This is a genomic window from Prevotella multiformis DSM 16608 (assembly GCF_000191065.1).
Lineage (GTDB): Bacteria > Bacteroidota > Bacteroidia > Bacteroidales > Bacteroidaceae > Prevotella > Prevotella multiformis.
The window spans coordinates 1,120,717-1,142,465 of record NZ_GL872282.1; the positions used below are offsets into that span (position 1 = coordinate 1,120,717).

At 51.9% G+C, this 21,749-nt stretch carries 17 protein-coding genes; 5 read left to right on the forward strand and 12 right to left on the reverse strand.

Features of this window, described 5'->3' with window-relative positions:
* Nucleotides 1–63: 63 nt before the first annotated feature.
* The 3 genes from HMPREF9141_RS04520 to HMPREF9141_RS04530 all read left to right on the forward strand — a co-directional run bounded on the left by HMPREF9141_RS04520 (nucleotide 64) and on the right by HMPREF9141_RS04530 (nucleotide 3,829).
* A complete protein-coding gene (locus tag HMPREF9141_RS04520; protein WP_007367327.1) occupies nucleotides 64–1,518 on the forward strand; it encodes an aminoacyl-histidine dipeptidase in 1,455 nt (484 codons plus the stop codon).
* 410 nt (nucleotides 1,519–1,928) lie between these two features.
* Nucleotides 1,929–2,516: a PmeII family type II restriction endonuclease gene (locus HMPREF9141_RS04525; protein ID WP_503121329.1), complete on the forward strand. Its 588-nt coding sequence runs from the start codon at nucleotides 1,929–1,931 to the stop codon at nucleotides 2,514–2,516.
* Nucleotides 2,517–2,521: 5 nt separating this feature from the next.
* On the forward strand, nucleotides 2,522–3,829 hold the full coding sequence (locus HMPREF9141_RS04530; RefSeq protein WP_257009561.1) for a DNA cytosine methyltransferase: 1,308 nt from the start codon (nucleotides 2,522–2,524) through the stop codon (nucleotides 3,827–3,829).
* Between the two features lie 421 nt (nucleotides 3,830–4,250).
* Here the strand turns inward: HMPREF9141_RS04530 and HMPREF9141_RS04535 are convergent, their stop codons facing one another.
* From HMPREF9141_RS04535 to HMPREF9141_RS13325, 11 genes are all read right to left on the reverse strand, one after another.
* Nucleotides 4,251–4,994 (reverse strand): inorganic diphosphatase, encoded by a 744-nt coding sequence (locus tag HMPREF9141_RS04535; RefSeq protein WP_007367331.1) that lies wholly within the window; start codon nucleotides 4,992–4,994, stop codon nucleotides 4,251–4,253.
* A 282-nt stretch (nucleotides 4,995–5,276) separates the two neighbouring features.
* Nucleotides 5,277–6,635, reverse strand: a complete 1,359-nt coding sequence (locus HMPREF9141_RS04540; protein WP_007367332.1) for a glucose-6-phosphate isomerase — start codon at nucleotides 6,633–6,635, stop codon at nucleotides 5,277–5,279.
* A gap of 6 nt (nucleotides 6,636–6,641) precedes the next feature.
* Complete coding sequence (locus HMPREF9141_RS04545) at nucleotides 6,642–7,637, reverse strand: NAD(P)H-dependent glycerol-3-phosphate dehydrogenase (protein ID WP_007367333.1); 996 nt, start codon at nucleotides 7,635–7,637, stop codon at nucleotides 6,642–6,644.
* 230 nt (nucleotides 7,638–7,867) lie between these two features.
* Nucleotides 7,868–9,604 (reverse strand): lysine--tRNA ligase, encoded by a 1,737-nt coding sequence (gene lysS / locus HMPREF9141_RS04550; protein WP_007367334.1) that lies wholly within the window; start codon nucleotides 9,602–9,604, stop codon nucleotides 7,868–7,870.
* A 461-nt stretch (nucleotides 9,605–10,065) separates the two neighbouring features.
* Nucleotides 10,066–10,518 carry a DUF4293 domain-containing protein gene (locus HMPREF9141_RS04555; protein WP_007367335.1) on the reverse strand — a complete coding sequence of 151 codons (453 nt, stop codon included), beginning with the start codon at nucleotides 10,516–10,518 and terminating at the stop codon, nucleotides 10,066–10,068.
* Nucleotides 10,519–10,520: 2 nt separating this feature from the next.
* A complete protein-coding gene (locus HMPREF9141_RS04560; protein WP_007367336.1) occupies nucleotides 10,521–10,862 on the reverse strand; it encodes a DNA-directed RNA polymerase subunit omega in 342 nt (113 codons plus the stop codon).
* A 33-nt stretch (nucleotides 10,863–10,895) separates the two neighbouring features.
* Nucleotides 10,896–11,720, reverse strand: a complete 825-nt coding sequence (locus tag HMPREF9141_RS04565; RefSeq protein WP_007367337.1) for an outer membrane protein assembly factor BamD — start codon at nucleotides 11,718–11,720, stop codon at nucleotides 10,896–10,898.
* Between the two features lie 661 nt (nucleotides 11,721–12,381).
* Complete coding sequence (locus HMPREF9141_RS04570) at nucleotides 12,382–13,530, reverse strand: helix-turn-helix domain-containing protein (RefSeq protein WP_257009562.1); 1,149 nt, start codon at nucleotides 13,528–13,530, stop codon at nucleotides 12,382–12,384.
* Nucleotides 13,467–14,588, reverse strand: coding sequence for a helix-turn-helix domain-containing protein (locus HMPREF9141_RS04575; RefSeq protein WP_156792418.1), 1,122 nt, complete (start codon nucleotides 14,586–14,588; stop codon nucleotides 13,467–13,469). Before HMPREF9141_RS04575 ends, HMPREF9141_RS04570 begins: the two co-directional genes overlap by 64 nt.
* Before the next feature lie 10 nt (nucleotides 14,589–14,598).
* Entirely contained in the window at nucleotides 14,599–15,729 is a 1,131-nt protein-coding gene (locus HMPREF9141_RS04580; RefSeq protein ID WP_040554260.1) for a helix-turn-helix transcriptional regulator, read from the reverse strand.
* A 49-nt stretch (nucleotides 15,730–15,778) separates the two neighbouring features.
* A complete protein-coding gene (locus HMPREF9141_RS13325; RefSeq protein ID WP_156792419.1) occupies nucleotides 15,779–15,970 on the reverse strand; it encodes a hypothetical protein in 192 nt (63 codons plus the stop codon).
* A 350-nt stretch (nucleotides 15,971–16,320) separates the two neighbouring features.
* Between HMPREF9141_RS13325 and HMPREF9141_RS04585 the strand changes: the two genes are divergently transcribed.
* Together HMPREF9141_RS04585 and HMPREF9141_RS04590 are read left to right on the forward strand one after the other, a co-directional pair.
* Entirely contained in the window at nucleotides 16,321–19,866 is a 3,546-nt protein-coding gene (locus HMPREF9141_RS04585) for a hypothetical protein (RefSeq protein WP_007367344.1), read from the forward strand.
* 9 nt (nucleotides 19,867–19,875) lie between these two features.
* Entirely contained in the window at nucleotides 19,876–20,070 is a 195-nt protein-coding gene (locus HMPREF9141_RS04590) for a hypothetical protein (RefSeq protein ID WP_007367345.1), read from the forward strand.
* Between the two features lie 1,498 nt (nucleotides 20,071–21,568).
* Here the strand turns inward: HMPREF9141_RS04590 and HMPREF9141_RS13685 are convergent.
* Nucleotides 21,569–21,749: hypothetical protein (locus HMPREF9141_RS13685; protein ID WP_218916011.1), on the reverse strand; the 181-nt coding region annotated here is incomplete at its 5' end.

The window sequence follows — 21,749 nt, forward strand, 5'->3', positions numbered from 1 at the left end:
GGGCAATGAAAGAAAAGGACAGATAAACAATCCATAACTTAATAACCTTTTAAAATCAACATTATGAGTGAAATCAGAAATCTTAAGCCGGAAGGTGTTTGGAGAAACTTTGATGATCTGACACAGGTTCCGCGTCCGTCAGGACATCCAGAGAAGGTGCAGAAGTTCTTGCTGGACTTTGCTGCAAGAGTCGGTGTCGAGGCATACGTGGATGCCGGCGGCAATGTCGTCATGCGCAAGCCTGCCACACCGGGATATGAGAACCGCAAGACTGTTCTGCTGCAGGCGCACATGGACATGGTGCCGCAGAAAGCTCCCGACAGCAATCATAACTTCGAAACCGACCCGATCACGACCCATATCGTGGACGGATGGGTATATGCCGACAATACGACGCTTGGTGCTGACGACGGTGTAGGCGTTGCGGCCATCATGGCGGTCATGGAGGACAAGAGCCTGAAGCATGGGGCTGTAGAGGCACTGATTACGCGTGACGAGGAGACGGGGATGTTCGGTGTCAACGAAATGCCCGGAGGCGAACTGCACAGCGACATCCTCATGAATCTCGATTCGGAGACATGGGGAAAGTTCGTCATCGGTTCTGCCGGCGGTGTCGACATCACATCGACCCTGGAGTACAAGGAGGTCGTCAACGACCAGCAGGCAGCTGTCAGGGTTACCCTGAAAGGACTGCGCGGCGGACACTCGGGCCTTGAAATCAACGAAGGACGTGCCAATGCCAACAAGGAAATGGTACGACTGGTACGCAAGGCTGTCACCGGACTGGATGCCCGGCTGGCTTGCTGGCAGGGCGGCAATATGCGCAATGCCATCCCGTTCAAGGCAGAGGTAGTCCTTGCCCTGCCGCAGGCCAATGTCGCTGCACTGAAGGAGATGGTTGCCCGCCAGAAGGCACTCCTCGAGGACGAGTTCAAGGGAATCGAGCCGAACGTGGAATTTTTTGTCGAGGAGACTGAAAAGCCCGGAAGCCTTCTTCCAGTGGAAATCCAGGACAACCTCATCGATGCCATCTATGCCTGTCACAATGGAGTATTGCGTATGATCCCGTCTTATCCGAATGTGGTAGAGACCTCCTCGAACCTCGCCATCATCGACATCGACCCGGCCAAGGCCGCCATCAAGATCCTGGCCCGCTCGAGCCGGGAGGATATGCGCGACTATATCTCTGCCCAGCTGGAGAGCTGTTTCAACATGGCAGGTATGAAGACGGTCTTCAGCGGACAGTACGGCGGCTGGGATCCGAACCCGGAGAGCGAGATACTCAACCTCCTGAAGAAAGTCTACAAGGAGCAGAACGGCGAAGAGGGCATCGTGCAGGTAGACCATGCCGGCCTCGAATGTTCCGTCATTCTCGGCAAGTATCCGGGCATGGATGTCGTAAGTCTCGGTCCTACGCTCCGCAGTCCGCATACCGCTAAGGAGCGTCTTGAGATTTCAACCGTCGAGCCTTTCTGGAAACTCCTGGTACAGACACTGGAGGAGATTCCTGTCAAGTGAATCGCCGTTCCATGACAGGAGGGCAGGGGATTTCCCCATCCCGTTTTTCTGTCCGGCAATTCATTCCTGTCCGGAGCGCAGAGGCGCATGGCCTCTGAACATCCCTCCGGAATACGGCGACCCGCCTTCCGTCTGGCAAGCAGATGGAAGGCGGGTCTTTTCGTAGAGACAGCCGGATCCGTATCTTCCGTTGAAGGGAATAACCGAGAGTTCTTTATAGGCAGCCGGTATATAATCCGATATTTTTTTGTAAATTTGCATTCTCCAAAACGCTATGCTTATGAACGAGGAACAGAAGCTGTCTATCATCTATAAAGGAAAGCAGTATTTCCGTGAGATTATCATACCCGACCCATTTGAAGGGACTAAGTTCTCTGCGACTGAAGAACTTTAACGTAAATCCTTTCCTGGTGAATTATCTTGCTTCTTTTTTGTGTGGCGATACCGAGCCGGAATCTATTGCAAAGGCTCTCGTATATCCCCGCATATTAGGTACGAGCATCAATACAAGCTTCGGTCAGAATGTGCAGATTTTCATTTCCAGTCTGGCCGAGGTCGTCGGGAACGCTTCGGGGATTGATGGCATAGACATAGAATTTGTCGATGCACTTGACGGACGCCGGAAATACTGCCAGTGCAAGGCAGGTCCGCAGACGATCAACAAAGATGATGTCGCGACGATATTGGGACATTTTACACATCTCCAGAACAAGGCTCGTCTGGATCGTCTTGACATAAGGATTACCGACATGATGGTCGGAGTACTTTACGGTGAACCGTCTGAATTGTCGGGAAACTATCGGAATGTAGACAAGTTCTGTCCTGTCTATATCGGTGCAGCTTTCTGGGAACACATAACGGGAGACAAAAACTTCTACCATCGTCTGGCACATGCCTTCGGTGAGGTCGTCGAGGAAGAGAAGATTGACGGAAGTCAGCTGGTCAGGGAGAAAGTGAAGTCGATTGCAGCCGAAATAAGAGAGAGAGGAGGAATTTAATGCCCATGTTTTTATCTGAAAATAACCTGGCGGACATCTTAGGGACTTCTCTGCGTACGGTTCAGACGTGGGGCGAACAGGGCGTTTATCCTGTTCGTATCGACAGGAATGGACGCAAAGGGTTCAATATGGAAGACCTCACGGACAAACCGGCGGTCAAGGCTATGCTGGAGTCTGGCTGGGATGCAGAAGCAACGGTAAAACCTCGCCGGAGTTTCACTTCTGTTGAGCTGTTCGCCGGCTGTGGAGGATTGGCCTTAGGTATTCACAAGGCCGGATTCAGACATGTTCTGCTGAATGAGATAGAGCCTGTGGCGTGCCGGACATTGCGCAGGAACCGTCCGGACTGGAATGTATTAAACGAGGATATTCACCGTGTCGACTTTTCACCGTTAAGCGGAAAGGTCGATCTTTTGACGGGTGGATTTCCCTGTCAGGCTTTCTCGTATGCCGGCAAGAAAGGCGGCATGAAGGATGCACGCGGGACGCTGTTCTTTGAACTGGCCCGTGCTGTGCGGGAAATACAGCCCAAGGTCTTTCTTTGTGAGAATGTCAAGGGGCTGCTGTCCCACGATGGGGGAAACACCCTGCGTGTCATCAAGGGAACCATTGCGGAACTGGGCTATACACTTGTTGAGCCACGGGTGCTGAAAGCTGTCATGTACAAAGTTCCGCAGAAGCGTGAAAGGCTCTTTCTTGTGGCTTTGCGTAATGACCTTTCTGGGCACGTCACATTCCGCTGGCCCTCGCCCTATCACCGCATAATGACCCTTCGGGATGCTTTCTTCAAGGGAGACCTGTTCTCCTGTGACGTTCCGTCTTCGGAAGGGCAGGCTTATCCTGAACGTAAACGGCGTGTGTTGGAACTTGTGCCCGAGGGACAGGATTGGCGCAGTCTGCCGGAGAAAGAACAGAAGGCCTATATGGGGGCGAGCTATTATCTGGGAGGAGGCAAGACGGGCATGGCCCGCCGGCTGGCAATGGACGATCCCTCGCTTACGCTGACATGTTCGCCCGCTCAGAAACAGACGGAGCGGTGTCATCCTACCGAGACGCGTCCGTTGACCGTCAGGGAGTATGCCCGGATTCAGACTTTCCCGGACGACTGGTCTTTCTGTGGTAGTCTGTCCGCACAGTACCGGCAGATCGGCAATGCTGTCCCCGTGAATCTCGCCTATGCGATGGGGCGCTCGATCATGCGCTTGATGAATGATATTGATGTCTTCCGGCCGGAAAAGAGCAGCTGTGCAGAAGCGGAGGAGGCTGCCGGTCGTATGCTTGCAATGGCGGGTAACGAAACGGGGATGTTCTGATAAATAGGGAGGTCATTTCTGCGGGGATGTTTATGTCACTTGTCGCATATCCGCGGCCAGACATTGTCGCACTTGTGCTGACCCTCAAAACGACTGGTGTTCGCCAACGGCACGGATGGTGGCGGGCACCGGCACGTCGGCAGGCGGTCAGGCTCATTCCGGTCACGACGGGCATATACAAGAGGGATGACCGTCTTATGTGCAAATGCCTACCGGTCAGCAATGATATTCTTCCCTGATCCGTTTTTCGTCCAGATACCGTGCTTATGGATGAGTGACGGCGGCGGTCCGTCATCCGTAAGGGAAAACAATGCCTCTGCGAGTGGATCGTCTCCTGCCATTGTCGGCTTTCTCTTTCGGCGCATAGTCCGTTGCCGTCTTTCACGGGAAAGGGAAATCCTGTCTGCAAAAAGGAGGGAAACTATTGGAATTTATTGATAACCTGCCTGTGGAATACCTGTTCCCAATTGTCCGCAAAGGCACGGATGGTAGGGAAGAGGAGGTCGGCTCCTTCCTCTAAAAGGGCGGCGTCGGGGAGCGGACCGCTGTTGACAGCCACCGTGTAGCAGCCGGCAGCCACACCGGCACGTACTCCGAGCGGTGCATTCTCGACGACGATGCCCTCTGACGGTGCATAGCCGCCGGCTTTCCGGAGTCCCGTCAGATAGGGGTCGGGAGCCGGTTTCCCCCGCTTCACATCAAAGGCTGTCGTTATCTGGTCGGGGGCGACATATTCGGCGAAGTCGCGTGTGATGCGTTCGATGAGGGGACGCTGTGCGCTTCCCGTCACGATTCCTATCTTCAGTCCGCTGGCCTTGATCTTCCGCATGAGGTCTGTTACGCCATCGAAGATCTTTGCTTCCGGCATCTCATGGAAGTAACGTGCCTTTACATCGTATATCTTCTGCGCCTCCGCTTCGCTCAGTTCCTTGCCGAGCTGTGCCTTGGCATACCTGCGGATGGTATCGACTCCGCGTGCCCCTTCCGTCGCATACGAATCTTCGAGGGTGAAGTGGATGCCGAACTCCTTCATGGCGCGCTGCCAGGCAATGCCGTGGTTGGGCATTGAGTCATAGAGGACACCGTCCATGTCGAAGAGGACGGCCTTGAAACCGTTGCGAACCCCTCCGGCGGAGGGGATGTCTTGCTGTTGATGGGATAACATTTTTACTTTCTTTCTTTCATGACCTGTTATTGTCCCCACAATGAGGGGGTGTTGAAATGTAGAACAGGGAGGAGAATCCTTTCATAGGGATTGGCTCTGACGGTTTTCATCAACCCAAACAACCGCTATCATTGAGCTTTTTGTTCTTTGATAGCGGTTGTTCTTTATGGATGACACTTGATTCCAGAAGGAGGGGGCTCCTGACGCACCTTTGTGGGGGAGGTCTTCCAGCTGGCCGCCTCCTCTGTATCCCCCTCTCTCGGAAGAGATTGGGTGAGGCGTTTATTTCTCCTTGGTCAGCCGCTCCTGGATGGCTTTGCTTTCAGCCTCGTAGCCCGGCTTGTTGAGAAGAGCGAACATATTCTTCTTGTAAGCCTCGACACCCGGCTGGTTGAAAGGATTCACCTCCTGGACAAGACCGCTGATGCCGCAGGCCTTCTCGAAGAAGTAGATGAGCTGACCGAGATAATACTCGTTCAATGCCGGAACGCTGATACGGATATTCGGTACGCCACCGTCAACGTGTGCCAGACGGGTACCCAGTTCCGCCATTTTGTTCACCTCGTCAACACGCTTCCCCTCAAGGAAGTTGAGTCCGTCAAGATTCTCATCATCATGCGGGAAGAGGAGCTTGGCGTCAGGCTGCTCCACGGAGATTACCGTCTCGAAGATAGAACGTTCGCCCTGCTGAATCCACTGACCCATCGAGTGCAGGTCGGTCGTGAAGTCGCAGGCTGCAGGGAAGATGCCCTTGTGGTCCTTGCCCTCGCTCTCGCCGTAGAGCTGCTTCCACCACTCTGCAAAGAAGTGGAGCTTCGGCTGGAAGTTGGCGACAATCTCGATCTTCTTGCCTGCCTGCGAGTACAGTCCCTGCCGTACCGCAGCGTATCGGGCAGCGATATTGCTTGCAAAAGGAACGTCGTTTGCAGTCTCTTTCTCCATCTGCTGTGCGCCCTCGACGAGTTTCTTCACATCGAAACCGGCTACGGCAATCGGCAGCAGACCTACCGGAGTGAGGACGGAGAAGCGGCCGCCGACATTGTCAGGAATAATGAAGGTCTTGTAACCTTCCTTGGTGGCAGCGGCACGTGCAGCCCCTTTGTGCTCGTCGGTGATGGCCACGATGACCTCCCGGGCAGCTTCCTTGCCCAGCTGGTCCTCACACTGTTTCTTCAAGAGACGGAAAGCAAGGGCGGTCTCTGTCGTCGTTCCCGACTTGGAGATATTGATGACACCGAACTTCTTTCCTTTCAGGTAAGCTGTCAGCTCAGCAAGATAATCCTCACCGATATTGTTTCCTGCAAAGAGGATAGTAGGATTCTTCTTGTCGTTGACAAGCCATGCGAAGCTGTTGCCCAAGGCCTCGATGACGGCACGGGCACCGAGGTAGGAACCGCCGATACCTGCGACGACAACCACCTCGCACTTCTCACGGAGCGTATCGGCTACTGTCTGGATCTGACCGAGGAACTCCGGCGTGATGCTCGACGGCAGATGCAGCCATCCGAGGAAGTCATTGCCAGGGCAAGTAGCCTTCTCCAGTGCTTCCTGTGCGGCAGCCACATGAGGAGCATAAGCCTCTACTGCGCCCGGATTCAAGAACTGGGCGGCTTTTGAAATGTCTAACTTAATACTTTCCATTTGCGTTTATCTAAATGAGTCTGTTAATAATTTTATTTCAATCTGCGGGCTGATGCGCTCGTAGAGGATATTGTAGACGGCATCGAGAATGGGCATATTGACGTGCAGCCGCCGGTTGATTTCCTTCATGCACTTCGTTCCGAAGTAGCCTTCGGCGATCATCTCCATCTCAATCTGCGCCGACTTGACGCTGTATCCCTTGCCGATCATCGTACCGAAAGTATGGTTGCGCGAGAACCTGCTGTACCCTGTCACCAGCTGGTCGCCGAGATACACGCTGTCGATGATGGACCGCCGGATGGGATTGATCGTATTGAGGAAACGTTCCATCTCCTGCATGGCGTTCGACATGAGTACCGCCTGGAAGTTGTCGCCGTACTTCAGACCGGAACAGATGCCGGCCGCTATGGCATAAACGTTCTTCAGGACGGAAGCATACTCTATGCCCAGAACGTCCGGCGAGGTCTTGGTCTTGACATAGCCGGAAGCCAGCACCTCCGTGAAGGCACGTGCCTTGTCGAGGTCTGCACAGCCCACGGTAAGATAGGTGAGCCGTTCCATGGCGACCTCCTCGGCGTGCGAAGGACCTCCGATGACGGCGAGATTGTCGTACGGGACACCGTAAGCCTCGTGGAAATACTCAGAGCAGACGAGGTTCTCGTCAGGTACGATTCCCTTGATAGCCGTCACGACCAGCTTCGTCGAGAGCTTTGTCTTCAGTTTCTTCAGCAATGCTTTCAGGTAGGGAGAAGGCGTGACGAACACCAGCGTGTCGTATTCCTGTACGATCCTGTTGATGTCGGAAGAGAAGACGATCTCGTCCAGATTGAACCGCACGGCAGTAAGGTAAGCCGGATTATGTCCTCTCCGCCGGAACTCCTCTATCCTGTCGTCACGCCGGAAATACCAGCCGATATGGTGCGTATGTTCCACGACGATCTTGGCGATAGCCGTTGCCCAGCTGCCGCTTCCGATGATTGCTATTTTACCGAGGTCGAACATAACTTTCAAAAGTAAAAAGGTAAATAAGGTGAAAAGATAAAAGGGTGAAAAGCAAGAAAGTAAAGCAGGCGGGCGATACATCATGACCTGACATTTTCACAACAGTCCTGCTTTCTGCCTTCCCTGTTACATCTTAGCTTATACCTCCCCTTGTCATCATCTTTCCATCCTTCCTTTTACTTTCACTTTTTCACCTTTTCACTTTCTTTCTTTTCACCCTTTTTACTCTTTTACTTTTCTTTTGCTCTTTCAATCCACTGCTGGATCTCGTCAACAGAAGGCTTCTCGTATCCGAGCTTGTACTTCTTGTTGATTTCACCGAGTTTCTGCTGCAGACCCTGTGCCTTCTCGTCCTTGATGTCGGAGATGAGGTTGAAACCGGCCTTGCGCAGCACATACACCCAGGATTCTGCCACGCCCAGCTCTGCCCACTCCTTGACGGACGACTGCGGAATCTTCGGTTCCGGCTTCATCTGCGGGAAGAGCAATACTTCCTGGATGTACTCCTTGCCGGTCATCAGCATTACCAGACGGTCGATACCGATGCCGATACCGGAGGTCGGCGGCATGCCGTACTGCAGCGCACGGAGGAAATCCCGGTCGATGATCATCGCCTCGTCGTCTCCCTTGTCGGCCAGGTGCATCTGGTCGAGGAATCGCTCCTCCTGATCGATCGGGTCGTTCAGCTCGGAATAAGCATTCGCCAGTTCCTTGCCGTTTACCATCAGCTCGAAACGCTCTGTCAGCCCCGGCTTGGAGCGGTGCATCTTCGTCAGCGGCGACATCTCGACAGGATAATCGGTGATGAAGGTCGGCTGGATGAACGTCCCCTCACAGAACTCGCCGAAGATTTCGTCAATCAGTTTCCCCTTGCCGAAGCTCTCGTCAATGCCTTCCAGCTTCAGTTCGTCTACGGCGATGTGGCGGATTTCCTCCTCCGACTTGCCGGCGAGATCGAAGCCCGTCTTCTCCTTGATGGCGTCGAGGATAGGCAGCCGGCGGAAAGGAGCCTTGAAACTGATGGTCTTGTCGCCCATCTGCACCTCCGGTTTTCCGTTCACTTCCGTACAGATCTTCTCCAGCAGCTGCTCGGTGAACGACATCATCCAGTTGTAGTCCTTGTACTGCACATAAAGTTCCATGCAGGTGAACTCCGGGTTGTGGAAGCGGTCCATGCCCTCGTTGCGGAAGTTCTTTCCGATTTCATAGACACCTTCAAATCCTCCGACTATCAGCCGCTTCAGGTAAAGCTCCGTGGCGATACGCATATACATGTCGATGTTGAGCGCATTGAAATGGGTGATGAACGGACGCGCGCTCGCACCGCCGGGAATGCTCTGCAGCGTCGGTGTCTCCACTTCCGTATATCCCGCCTCGTCGAAGAAGCGGCGCATCGTACGCAGGACGGTGGCGCGCTTGAGGAAAGTATCCTTCACGCCGTCGTTCACGACGAGGTCGACATAACGCTGGCGGTAACGCTGCTCGGGATCTTCAAACTTGTCGTATGCCTCGCCGTCCTTGTACTTGACGACCGGCAGCGGCTTCAGACTCTTCGACAGCAGCGTGATTTCCTTGGCATGAACAGAAATCTCGCCCATCTGTGTCTTGAAGACGAAACCCTTGACACCGATGAAGTCGCCGATGTCGAGCAGCTTCTTGAATACCTTGTTGTATAAGTCTTTATCCTCACCCGGACAGATGTCGTCACGGGTGATGTAAACCTGGATTCTGCCCTTGCTGTCCTGTATTTCTGCGAAGGAGGCCTTGCCCATGACACGGCGCCCCATCATACGGCCGGCGATGACGACCTCACGCTGCTCGCCCTCCTTGAACTGCGCCTTGATGTCAGTAGAGTAAGCGTTGGTGGGGAACTCTGCTGCCGGATAGGGATCAATGCCCATCGCACGCAATTCCAGCAGGCTCTGGCGACGGCCGATCTCCTGCTCCGATAATTCTAAAACGTTCATATTGATGATTAAATCGAATATATATTCTTACTGTCTGCAAATTTACTAAATTATTCGCAAACCATGGCTGCTTTTGCCTTTTTTTGATTCTTCCGTCAAATGTGTAGATGTCTGCCGTGCAGAACGCATGATATCAGTTGAAGACTCGTCTTGTCCTCTCACGAATAGAAAAGTTCCGGCCTGACGGGTGTGGTTTCTGCCCGCCGGGCACTCCCATGCGGTTCGGGCTGTACCCGGGAAGGTGCCTGCATGGAGGCAGGGGGAGAGGCATTGGGACTCCGGTTCCCGGCCGTCGGGAATGACATTCCCAGCCGTTGGGAACCGGAATCCCGGTGGCCGGGAACCGTGTTCCCAGACGGCGGTACCGGACCTTGGAGCGATGTGCCTTGGGGCAGACCCAAAAGAGACAGCCCCGGACGGTGCGGACCGTCCGGGGCTGTCTCTCCCAAGGGCTGTTTCTCTTATCGTATTCTGTCGGCCGCCCTCACCAGCGCCTCATCTGCAAGAATCGCATGGCGGGCAAGCCACAGGAGGATGAAGGCGACGAGCGGCAGGCAGGCGGCGAACGCCACGTGGAACGTGAAGCCTGTCATAAGCACCTGACTGAACACGCCGTAGACGACATACCAGCCTGCGATCATCAGCATGGAGAACATGCAGAAGCGTGCCTGACGCCTGCGGTTATGATAATCGAAAATCGCAAAAAGATCCATCGGGCACGTCACCAGCAGGATGGCGAACAGTGCCCATACATTGAAGTTCTTTCCGCCGTCCGCATCGCTCAGCCAGAGATTCATCAGCTGGTTTTCCGTACCCATCCCCTCCGGTTCGAAGCTGCCGACAGGCAGGCACAGGCAGGCGATGGTGACAAGCAGGGCGAGGAACAGGAAGACCGTTTGTTTCCGTTGTATCATGATCAGTATTCTTCCTCGTTCAGGGCATCCTTAGAAGGATCACGCCAGTAGACCTCTCCCTCCAGGAACTCCTGTGTGGCGAGCAGGGTCGGTTTCGGCAGTTTCTCGTAATAGCGGCTGATCTCGATCTGCTCGCGGTTCTCGAAGACCTCGTCGAGCGAGTCGTTGTAAGAAGCAAATTCTGCAAGTTTCTTGCTCAGGTCCTGTTTGATCTCAACCGAGATCTGGTTGGCTCTCTTTGCAATGATCGCAACACTCTCGTAGATGTTGCCGGTCTCTTTCCAAAGTTCCTGAACATCCCGGGTTACCGTATTCGACGGTGCTTTTGACTTCCTGTAATCCATTCTTGTTGTCTATGTTTTTTAAGTCTGTTATTCTTAATCCTTTGTGATTTCCTTACATTTCCGGATATACTCCTCGGCGGTCTTCCGTTCCTTGGAGTCGGGGTATTCATTGATGAATCCGTAGCATTCATCCTCGGCGTCCTGGAAGCGCTGCAGCTTCTTGGCCTCGACGCTCATCTGTGCCAGCTCGAACTTGCTCTTCATGACGAGAACGGCGAAGTCCTCGCGCATATTGCTGTAAGGATAGTCGTTCAGGGCGTTCTGCGCCGTGATGATGCACGCCTCGTAGTTGTTGCCGCCGCTGGTGCAGTTGCCGAAATAAGAGCCGAGGTTGTAGTACAGTCTCGCACTGAGATATTCCTTTCGGATGAGTTTGTCCTGCAGGGCGAACAGCCGCTGCTGGGCCGTTCCCTTCAGCTTTCCGTTCGGATAGATGTCGAGATAATCCTGAAAGGCGGCAATGGCCGCGACGGTAGGGGTCTGGTCGAGCCGCGGCTCCGGTGTCCCCTCAAAGAGGCTCTGTCCGATGTAGAACGATGCCATCTCGGCATACTGTCCGCGCGGATAGGTCTGGTAGTATTTCTTGAAAGTCTCCGAGGCGGCCTGATAGTCTTTCAGCCCGTATTCCGCCATTCCCAGCATGTAAAGACATTCCTGGGCGTTGTCTGTTCCTTTCTCTACGGTGACGAGATCCTGCAGCAGCGGCACGGCGAAGCCGTACTTGCCTTTTGTAAAGCATTCTTTTGCAAACTCATACTTATAATCATTGTTGGTTGTCTTGTAGACCTGATTATATTCATGGGCGCAACCTGTAAGGAGCAGCACTGCACAGAGGCCGGCGAGGATTCTTTTCTTCATAATCTGATTTTGAAGTGCAAAGTTACATATTATTCTATAAATACGCAAAGGAGGTTTGGTTTTTTAGCAAAAAATCACGGCTAAAAAACAAAAATTAGTAGAACACCGTTTCTGTTTTGAGTTTCAAGTGATTATGTCTGCCGTCCTGCCAGATGGCATGGATGAAAGAAAGAGTGTAGGAGAGGCGGATTGGTTTTGCCCATGCACGCTGTGTCCTGCAGATGTTTGCTTTTCTGAACGGTGCATGCTTTGATTTCTATTGAGTGCCGTCCGTTGGGCATTTTCGCATAAGACGGTCATTCACAGCAGTGCGTATGCCTGCACAGGATCTGCCTTCCTGCTGATGTGTTGATGCCTGACACCGCTCGTGTGGATGCCCGTCACCCGTCGTGTTGAGGGCGCACGCGCAGGCGGTCTGCCGTCTGGACGGGGACAGCTTGTGGCAGAAGGCAAAGGCTGGCGTTCTTCATTTGCTGATGGGAGCTTGCTTCCCCCGTGACAATGAGTGCGCTGCCGGTTGAAAGGAAATCACGCTTTCCCCCATGACCTTTAGGCTTTACAGGACGCAGACAGTGTAAGGCGCGTTCTGAAGGTTCCACGCTGGTCCGTCGTTGACAAGGGCATTTGATATTTGCCGGAATCGGGAATGTCCCCCCGCTGTTTACGGCTTCCCCTTGTCCCCTTGCTTTTTTCTCCATTGCTGCGGTGTCATCCCTTCCAGGGCAGTGAAGAGGTGGGAGAAGTTGCTGACGGATGAAAAGCCACAGGCCAGAGCAGCCTCCGTGATGCTGAGCGAAGCATTTTCTGCAAGCATCTGCTTGGCTTCTTTCAGGCGCAGCTGTGACAGCCAGGTGCCGAAGGGCATGTTCAGCTCCATGTTGATGTATTGTGAGAGATAGGTGCGGTTGGTATGCAGCTGGTGTGCCACATCGTTGAGTGTCAGCTGGCTCTTCATGTACCGCTTCTCACTTGTCCACTGCCGTATGTCGGTTTCTATCTTCCTGTTTTTCTTCTGTTGCCTTGAGCGTGCGGAGGGTTGTTGTTCCTGTGCTTCCTTTTCAAAGTGCATGGCATAGTTGAGAAGGGAGACAAAAAGGTAGCAGGGGTAGATGGCAAAACCGGACAGCAGCAGAAGGGCGACCTTCTTGCTGACCATCATGACGGCGACTCCCGTTACTCCAATGGCGATGCCCCAGTACATGGAACGTTGCAGCCACTGTATGAAAGCATTGACAGAAGGCTGTTGCTTCTGTGTCCTTGTTTGTCTGTTGAGCGATTTCCGCATCATCCGGCAGAGGATGACGATCTCTGTGAGGAAAACCGTTGAGACGACGACAAGTAGGGTGAGGCGGATGGCACTGCCGCCGAATCCTCCTCCCCACAGGAGGATGATGCAGGCGATGGCGGGGAGGAAATTGCGTTCCAGGTGTTCCGGCCTGATGTTCTCTTGGCGTATGATGGAGCTGAATGCCATGATGAATAGGACAAGGGCAGGGTACAGCGCACCCAGGCTGATTGCGACGGAATAGTAAAGAGACTGTTCTCTGAGACGGAAGTACCAGTGAATGAAGCAGAGGGCAGAAGCCAGCAGCAGACCTGTGGCGATGGCATAACGGGCCTGTCGGTAGCATTTGTCGGCGTCGTGGTTGGGAAAGACCGTGAAGACCAGGCTCAGTGCGAATATGCACGGGGTAATCGTCAGATAAAGCAGTATGTAATAATAGATGCTGTCGAAGAGCGGGCTGTTCATTCTGTATCCTCCTTTCCTTCGGCTTGTGTTGTTTTCCTGTGCCGGTTCTGTCTGCGCCATAGCTTTGGCGATAGTCCTTCATGCGCCTTGAAGTAATGGCTGAACGCCGAGGCCGACGTGAATCCTGCAGCCTCCGCAATCTGCTCCATGGTCATTATGGCATCGGATGCCAGCAGCGACTTGGCTTTCCTGAGCCGGATACGTCCTATCCACTCTGTGAAGGTCGTGTCCAGATACGTGTTGAGATAGAGTGAGAGATAGGCGCGGTTGGTGCCCAGCTGGCGGGAGACATCGTTGATCGTGATGTTCTTTGTCAGGGCTCCGGGCGTTTCCTGCCAGCGTCGGGTATGCCGCTGGAGTTTCTCTATGGTGCTTTTGCTGAGCCTTCCGTTCTCCTGGGGCAGTCCGACAGCCAGTGCGACGAAATCGACATTGAACATGTAATTGATGAACGACAGGAACACGTAGATGGCTGAGAGAAAGCAGAGCGTCTTGTGAATGGCTATTCCCCAGTGCGGAAAGAAAGGTGCGGAACAGCTTGAGATTCCCAGGATAACAATCAGCGTTACCGAGCTTGAGAGACGGGTTATGGACTGCTTGAAGTTGTCAGCATAGAAGTTGTCCATCTTCTGCTGTGCCTTCTGGTAGTAGCTGTAGAAGCGGATTCCGAAAAGGCAGACCGTCACCAGAAGCACTGCCGTCACCGCAATGCGGCTTGCCAGACTGAAGACACCGCCAGTGACAGCTCCGGAGAAGAGGGCGGAAAGGCTGCCGGCAAGAAGCAGGATGTTGAGGAATACCTTCTTGCGGGTGATGTAGTCAGGCTGGACAAACGGGATATAAGTCATGGAAAGCAGTACTGCCACAACAAGGTACAGACCCAGGCCGATGACTCCCAGCTGCGGAATCCGGCAGATGCCCTCCTCCGTCAGCCAGTAGAGAAAAGGATCCAGGGCGAAAAGCAGGAAGTCGATGGCGAGCAGGTAACGTGCCCTTGTATAGATAGGGTAGGTTGGCTTCTTGTGTTTCTGAAGCGCAAGAAGGCATATACCCAAGGTGGCAAGCGTGGCCCATTCGGTAAACAGGAGACTGTTGAAGAGGTTTATCTGCTGGTTCATGGCTGTTTCTTTAGTCGGTCGCATCCTCTATTCTCGCCAGTCGCCCGGCTGCCCGCCACTGGCTGACGCGGCTGCTGAAGCCCGACTGTCGGGCTATCTCGTCCTGACTGGCTTCCGGGTGTTCGTCAGCATAGCGGGCCGCGTAGGCCAGCCGCAGCCGGTTGATGTAATTATAGAATCCTCCGAACTCCTGTTTGAAGACCTTTGAGACATAGGTCCGTCCGTAGTCGGTCTGTGCCGCCACGGAGGCAAGTGTCAGATGGGGATTGAGAAAGCCTTGCCTCCGCTCTACGATCTCGAGAATGTCTGCCTTTATCAGGTTCACCCTTTCCGCACTGATGCTTACTGTATTCTCCGGCTCGTTGTAATCGGGTTGTGGAATGAGATGCTTTCGCTTGATGTATTGTGCTATCACCTCGTCCAGTTTCTGCATGGCATCTGCATTGCTGCGGTTGGGGTGGAGGGAGGCAAGCAGGATGACGATATGCCAGCCGCTGAGCAGGAAGTCGAAGCAGGCTTTCAGCAGGCGGCTGTCTGCGAAAAGTACGATCCAGCCTGTCAGCGTGTACGCCAGTGGCTGCCAGATAACGTAATTGGCGAAACGTACCGGGAACTCTTCCTCGTTGGAGTAGTTGTCCTGGTTGTATTCATTGGTCTTGCGATAGAGCCAGAAGGTCGAATAGACAAGATAGCCGAAAAGGAATGCGCCGATGCCGGTTCCGATGTAGGTTATCTGGTTGATTTGTTGTTCAGAAAGATTTTTCGGGACAATGCTCAGGACAAAGAGTAGCAGGACTGTCAGTATCGGAACTGATGCTATCAGGTGCAGCTTGTGTTTCTCCCGTTTATAGCCTGAAGGGTCAAAGTACTTGTGGAACAGCATTATCCATGTCGTCGGCATGACGAGAATACCGTAGAACTTCACCAGTATCCACGTCTCTGTACGCATCGGATGGAATACGTATGGAAACATGATGACGGTGAGGAGGAGAAAGAAAATGCTTATTTTCCGTGCGGGGAAGAACTGGTCTGCATATTTCACATAGGGAGAGCATACGTGTCCCCATCTTATTGCTGCGAAAAAGATGCAGGAAAGGATAAAGGAATAACACCCCAGGGAATATATCAAGTTGTGATCCATACACAGGTTCTTTGATTTTATTATTGTGTCAGGCCAGACGGTATGCCCTTTACGGCTGTTGGCTATGGCTGGGCAAATTTAATAAAAAAAAACAACACAATGTTGCTTTCTCTGGTTTAGTTTTATCTTTATGGGTGGTTGCCTCAGCAGTTTCTTCTGCATCCTCAGTAGTTTCTTCAGCAACTTCAGTAGTTTCTTCAACTGCTTTGTCTCCCCCGCCATAGATTCTGGTCTGTGCCATTGTATAGTACTTGTTGTAACGTTTTTTGTACGAATTGACGGTTTCAATTCTGTAAATTTAATTTCATAATTAGTTGAATAGCCGTCAAAATGTGTGTATGCGCATATTAGTCAATATTGCGAAATCAGTTGTCTGTAAAGGCTTTTGGAGGGTCTGGAATGTTTTCCTAAATTTGTGAAATCAATGTTTCAACTTAAAGGGTTGTCTGAAAAAATCAGTATGAAATTACTTTGATATTCATGAGACCAATACAAATATTTACGAACTTAAATTAAGTTTTTATGAAGCATTTGTCTTTATTAAAATTAAAAAGGAGGGGACGAAGGCTGAACCCGTTTCAGCGTGTGGTGATGTTATTGACAATACTTGTCTCTTTTTCCGTCTCTAAAGCGCAGAACGTAACCATCAGTCCCAGTTCTGGAAAGCTGGTCGCAGCTCTGACCTATGACAACGAGATCGGTTTCCAGCATGGCTGGAGTTCTCTGTGGCGGCACAACCAGCTGCCGCTGACGCTTACAGTCTCCGACAAGACGGACCTGGTGGAAGGCGGACAGCTGAAAGACCCGGCAGGAAACATCTCTCTGGATGCCGGGCAGGGAATGTATGTCATAATGGGTGGAAAGAACGTTACGACCAGTATGAACATCTCCCTGCCCAAGGGCTTCCGCTTTACCGGCTACCGCATCGTGCTGCTGAACAACGTTAATCGGAAAACGGTCAACACCATGCCGATTGCCAGCATGAACAAGGTAATGTACGAAACGGATGAAAAGTTTGATATTAGTCGTCCAAAAGCGAAAACAGATGAAATGGGAGGAAGCAATGAATCCAAGGAGTATGTCATTGCACGGACCAGCAGGGAAGAAACCGACATGGGCAACAACCTTTACTTCTACTTCTGGCGGCAGCGGGACGAGTTCTATGGAGTAACCATCAAATCGTGCGAGCTTTACTTCACGGCGGAAGGGCCTTTCCAGGCCAATGTGGCGCCGGGGTCGCCTTCCATGATCATCAAGGACGGTGTCAACATGGTGGATGTTCCTTTCGCCACCAGCAAACTGGACCTGGGTGTAATCAAACCGAACAGCAAAAGCGGCGTGACCTATTTCAGCTACGACTACCGGAATGTCAGAGAGCTTATGGCGAACAACCATCTCTATCAGCAGGATGCCGTCACAAATGACAAGAAGCTGCCGACAACCGCAAAGGCCGGTGACATCCAGGCAATCAGCAACGGCGGAAAACTCTATTATGCTGTGGGCAATAACACCTACTATATAGAGACACCCACCTCGACCAAGTCGCAGGACGAAACAGACATCCCGCTGGGGTATCGTATCACGGGTGCCAAGATCAAGTATCATTATGGTACATCGGCAGGGGAAGGAAGTGTCAGTCATGACGATGGCTTCTATATCACGGCAAAAGAAAGAAAAACCTTTGTTACTAAGACTTTCTATCTTCAGCCAGATGGCAAGTGGATGGAAAACAGGCCGGTGGTCTGGACAATGAACGTTACAGGTAATCTCTATAGCGAGGGACGTTATCTGTATGTTCATTATGCAAATGGAACGTATTATCTGTATCCGACCCAAAGTCCTGCACAGGCTTCTGTGTTTCAGAAGGATGGTGATCATATCAGAAGGCTGATTGATGGCAAGACTTTGTACATCTCTATGCCTGACCGCAGGGGCAACGCCCAGCTGCAAGAAAGGGGCAATTCTTTTGCCACCTACTCGCAGGCACATGGACAGACTGTCAACCCGGGCTTCACGCCTTCACCGTACACACTGAAGGTCTATGGAACGGACAAGGACACTCCTTACAAGGAGGTGAAGGTAACCGCAGGGGCTGACGGAACCATCGATGTGCCCAATCTGAACAACGATGCTGTCAAGTTCGAGGTCTCCGGTCTGGCTTCTGGTTCAAAGGCACTCGTCACCTTTGAACTGACACTCGAGGCACTGGACCCGTTCGTCAACTCCATCGACATCATCTGCCATTCACTGAAGGCAAACGGCCCTACGCTGATGCAGCAGTTCACCTCCAACGACTTCCAGGTCTCCGGCGGCAAGTTCCTTTTCTATGTGCCGAAGGACTTCATAGGTGACACGCAGCGGTGCAAATTCACCTTCGAGAACCTGTACAGCAAATATGGTGACAGCACTTATCCCGGTGGAACCCGCCATGCACGCTACTACTTTGTCAAGTCAGACTACTACAACAGCTTCGGCGACGGAAAGCAGTACACAGCTACGGGCAGGGAAGGAGCCGACATGAAGGTGAGCACCAAGATGTGTGGTGACAGACCTTTCAAGTACAGCAACATTGACGAGTTGGACAACGGTAATACCGGTGCGACACCGACCACATTGAAGGAGTATCCTTACTCTGAGGCACTCTATGGTGAGCAGGGAGGGACCTTTACGGAAGACATTGAGATTGCCGTCAACAATTCAAAGAAATGCTATCTCTTCACGGGAGACGAGACGCGATGGAACCTTGCTCCGACCACGGCAATGGAACACCGCTACTATGCCTACTACCTGATGGACATCGACCTCATCGTCAAGGACTACACAGCCAGGTGCGAGCTGACCAGGATTTACGACCACACCTGCTACAACCTCGACGGCAATGATACGGACAAGCCGATGTACGGCGGTAAGTTCATCGCACTTGATACGCAGACAGGGGCTAAGATTCCTACGGGCAATGCCTATCTGACGGTCCCGATGATGGAGAAGGCTCTCACGGAAGAGCTTGCCGCCAAGCATGCTACGGGGTATGAGGTGCTTTACCTTGACTATACCGACCTGTACTCTGTCCATATCCCGGAGAAGAAAGAGATGGACCGCATGAAGGGACTGCTGAACCCGAACTGTCTGATCTACTTCCCCGAGCGTTCCAACTACAATGAGGACAACTACGTGCAGAAGACGAAGAGCGGTGACTACCGTGCCTGCAAGAACATCGTCATCACCGACCGGCAGCCGTTCTATGCACCGTACAGGATTACCGTTCCCAACGAGAACTATGCGACCTACAGGCGCGAGATCACCATTCCGAAGAACGGAAAGGTGGTGAATGCTTCTATTATCCTGCCGTTCACGCTCTCACTGACAGACGGTGTCCACACCAATGCTACAGAGGATGCCTGTTCGTTCGAGGTGCTGAAGATGCACGAGACGGACTGTCTGTTCCTGAAGAACCCGGAGACGGCTTCAGCCCGCAACTATTATGCTTCGGCAAAGTTCGACCGGGTTGAGGGCAGCAGCACCGAGGCGAATGTACCTTACATGGTCAAGGTCGTCAACGCTCCTGCGGATGAGACGATCTCCTTCATCGCTACACAGTACGGTGCGGATGTGATGGCATCTGCCGACATACAGGATGCCTCCGGTTACACCTATCCTGGAGAAAAGGCGACCGGCACGATTGCCGGCACCGTTTATCAGTTCAGCAACTACGGATCCTATGCTGGCATGAAGCTGGAGAAAAATGCAGATAAGGTGTTCTACTTCTCCGGAGACAGGTTCCTTAGTTCCAGAAATCTCCTCCCGGCGTATCCGTCAGTTTACGTTTATCCGTTCCGCGCCTGCTACCGCTACACCCGAAGCGGTCAGGGTGCTAAGGAGATGATCGGCTTTGATGTCGTTGCCGATTATGACAATACGGCAACAGGCATCACCGACCTCGGCCATGAAGCCGACCTTGTCGTCCGGACCGGAAAAGGGCACATCACGGCAACGGCTTCGAGGCCGGTCCGGCTCAATGTCTACAATGCAAACGGCATGAAGATTGAAGCAGTAATGCTTGATGCCGGTGAAGGCAGAACGATGAAGCTGCCGGCTGGATTCTATATCGTGAATGGTGTGAAAGTTGTTGTAAACTAAAAAAATAAGATGATGAAAAGAGCATATATTCCGCCCAGGATCTGGGAAGTCCCGGTAGTGGTAGAACTTCCGCTTGCAGCAGGTAGTGGCAGTGAAAACGACCATGCGGACAGCAAAGAAAACCCTCTGATGTTCGAGGAAGGTGAGGAGAGGACATTTTATAATCCGGATTGGACAAAGGTGAAAGGTGTCTGGAGTGATTGACGGAATGCGCGGAGCGATGATACCTGCCGTATCGAAGCTCCGCGCATTGTCGTAGGCAGATGGGGTATAATTAAGTGGCGGATTTCTTAAATCCGCAGGAACAGCTGGCTCTTTTGATAGACTTGAATCCGGCTCTTGACGTTTCGGGCAGTCTTGCAGGTGTGTCAATGCTCAGGATTCAGGAACCCTTCTCTCCGATTAACAGTTTCAACCCCCTCATGAATGTCAAGACAACCGCAGTTGGCGGGGTATTAGCTTTTGGGTAGCGGTTATCCTTTACAGTTGGCTGAAATTTCCCGCTTGAACTCAAAAAATACGCAAGTCATTGGAATAAAGGAAAAAGAAGAAAGGCGCAGTGCAGAACTTCCGTGGTTAAGTCCAGTATAGTCTACCCAAATGTTTATACAATGGTATAAAGACAGAGTAGTTGCTCTAAGTCGGTTACGGGAAAGTGGAAATTATAGGATTAGGGTAGACTGTATGCTGCAAAAGCTGTCAATATAGGTGAAGTAACATATCCTATGGACATCGACAGCAATGTGATGAAAGGATTGGAACGGTTGCGGAATTAAGGAAGATAGGATCATAATAGTTTTCAGCTTAAAAAAGAGTTTCTTCCATTGAATGCATAGATTGGAAGAATAAAGGCTTATGTACTTGCAGGGGTTGGCTGTCCGAAACCGGATGGTCTTAAAAAGGAGGATGAACTGAAAGATAAGATGCAGGAAAGGCAGATTGATACGATGCCTGACCATCAGCCTGTCTTTCCGTCTTCCACAGACAACTTGTTTCCATACCATCGGTGTTTGTAAACTGTTTTCATGCAACGAAAAGCAGCACATGCCCTTCTGGCTTCTGAAAGAGGCCTGATTGACGTGCAACAGGTGCTCTATTGGCGTGTTACCAACGCCCTTTTGAAGTCCAATCAGGCACCTTTTACAAACGGCCTGATAACCAATTGATTTACTGCTGGTTGCGGACTTGCTTTTTGCACGTGTTTTTTATATTTTCAGATGATTTGTTTGGAATTATGTAAAGGTTTTTCAAAATCCTGTCTGTATTTCCGACGTATTAAATTGAAAAGGCTTTTGTATCGGATGATGATGATAGAATAGGCAGCTTAGACAGTCTTGCCTGTGTTTTTGTTGAATGGATCACTTCGGTTCTTCCCTTAAAGCTATACGGAAAGCATCCACGCATTTAAAGGAAGAATCCCCAAAGAGAGCCCCAGAGATTTTGTCCCCCCTTTGCCTTCTGTTTTTTGAATAGAAGCAGTCCTTTTATTATTGGTCACCTTACCCATATCCGTTCCCTTTGGAATGTATTGCCTTATAAGTCCTGTTTGCCCCCCTCTTCATCTATCTCTCCGGAAGGGTCTTATATTATAATGTGGAGGCTCGTTGCATAGCTGCTGAAGAAGAAAAATACATCTTTTTTGAAAAAATAATCCCCGAAACATTTGGAGCGTATGTTTTTTCTTTATACCTTTGCACTCGCTTTACGAAACGAGCCGCACGGCTTGTTCCGTCGGCACAGAAAGAAAGAGTTCTTTGAAAGGATTTACATAGACAGAGAAGTAGTACAAGAAGCGTCTGCGCGGCATGCGTGCCGCGCGGACGGGTAAAAGAAACGAACCGATCAATTCGGCATCAGGGCAGGCTTTCTGGCTTCCGCCATTT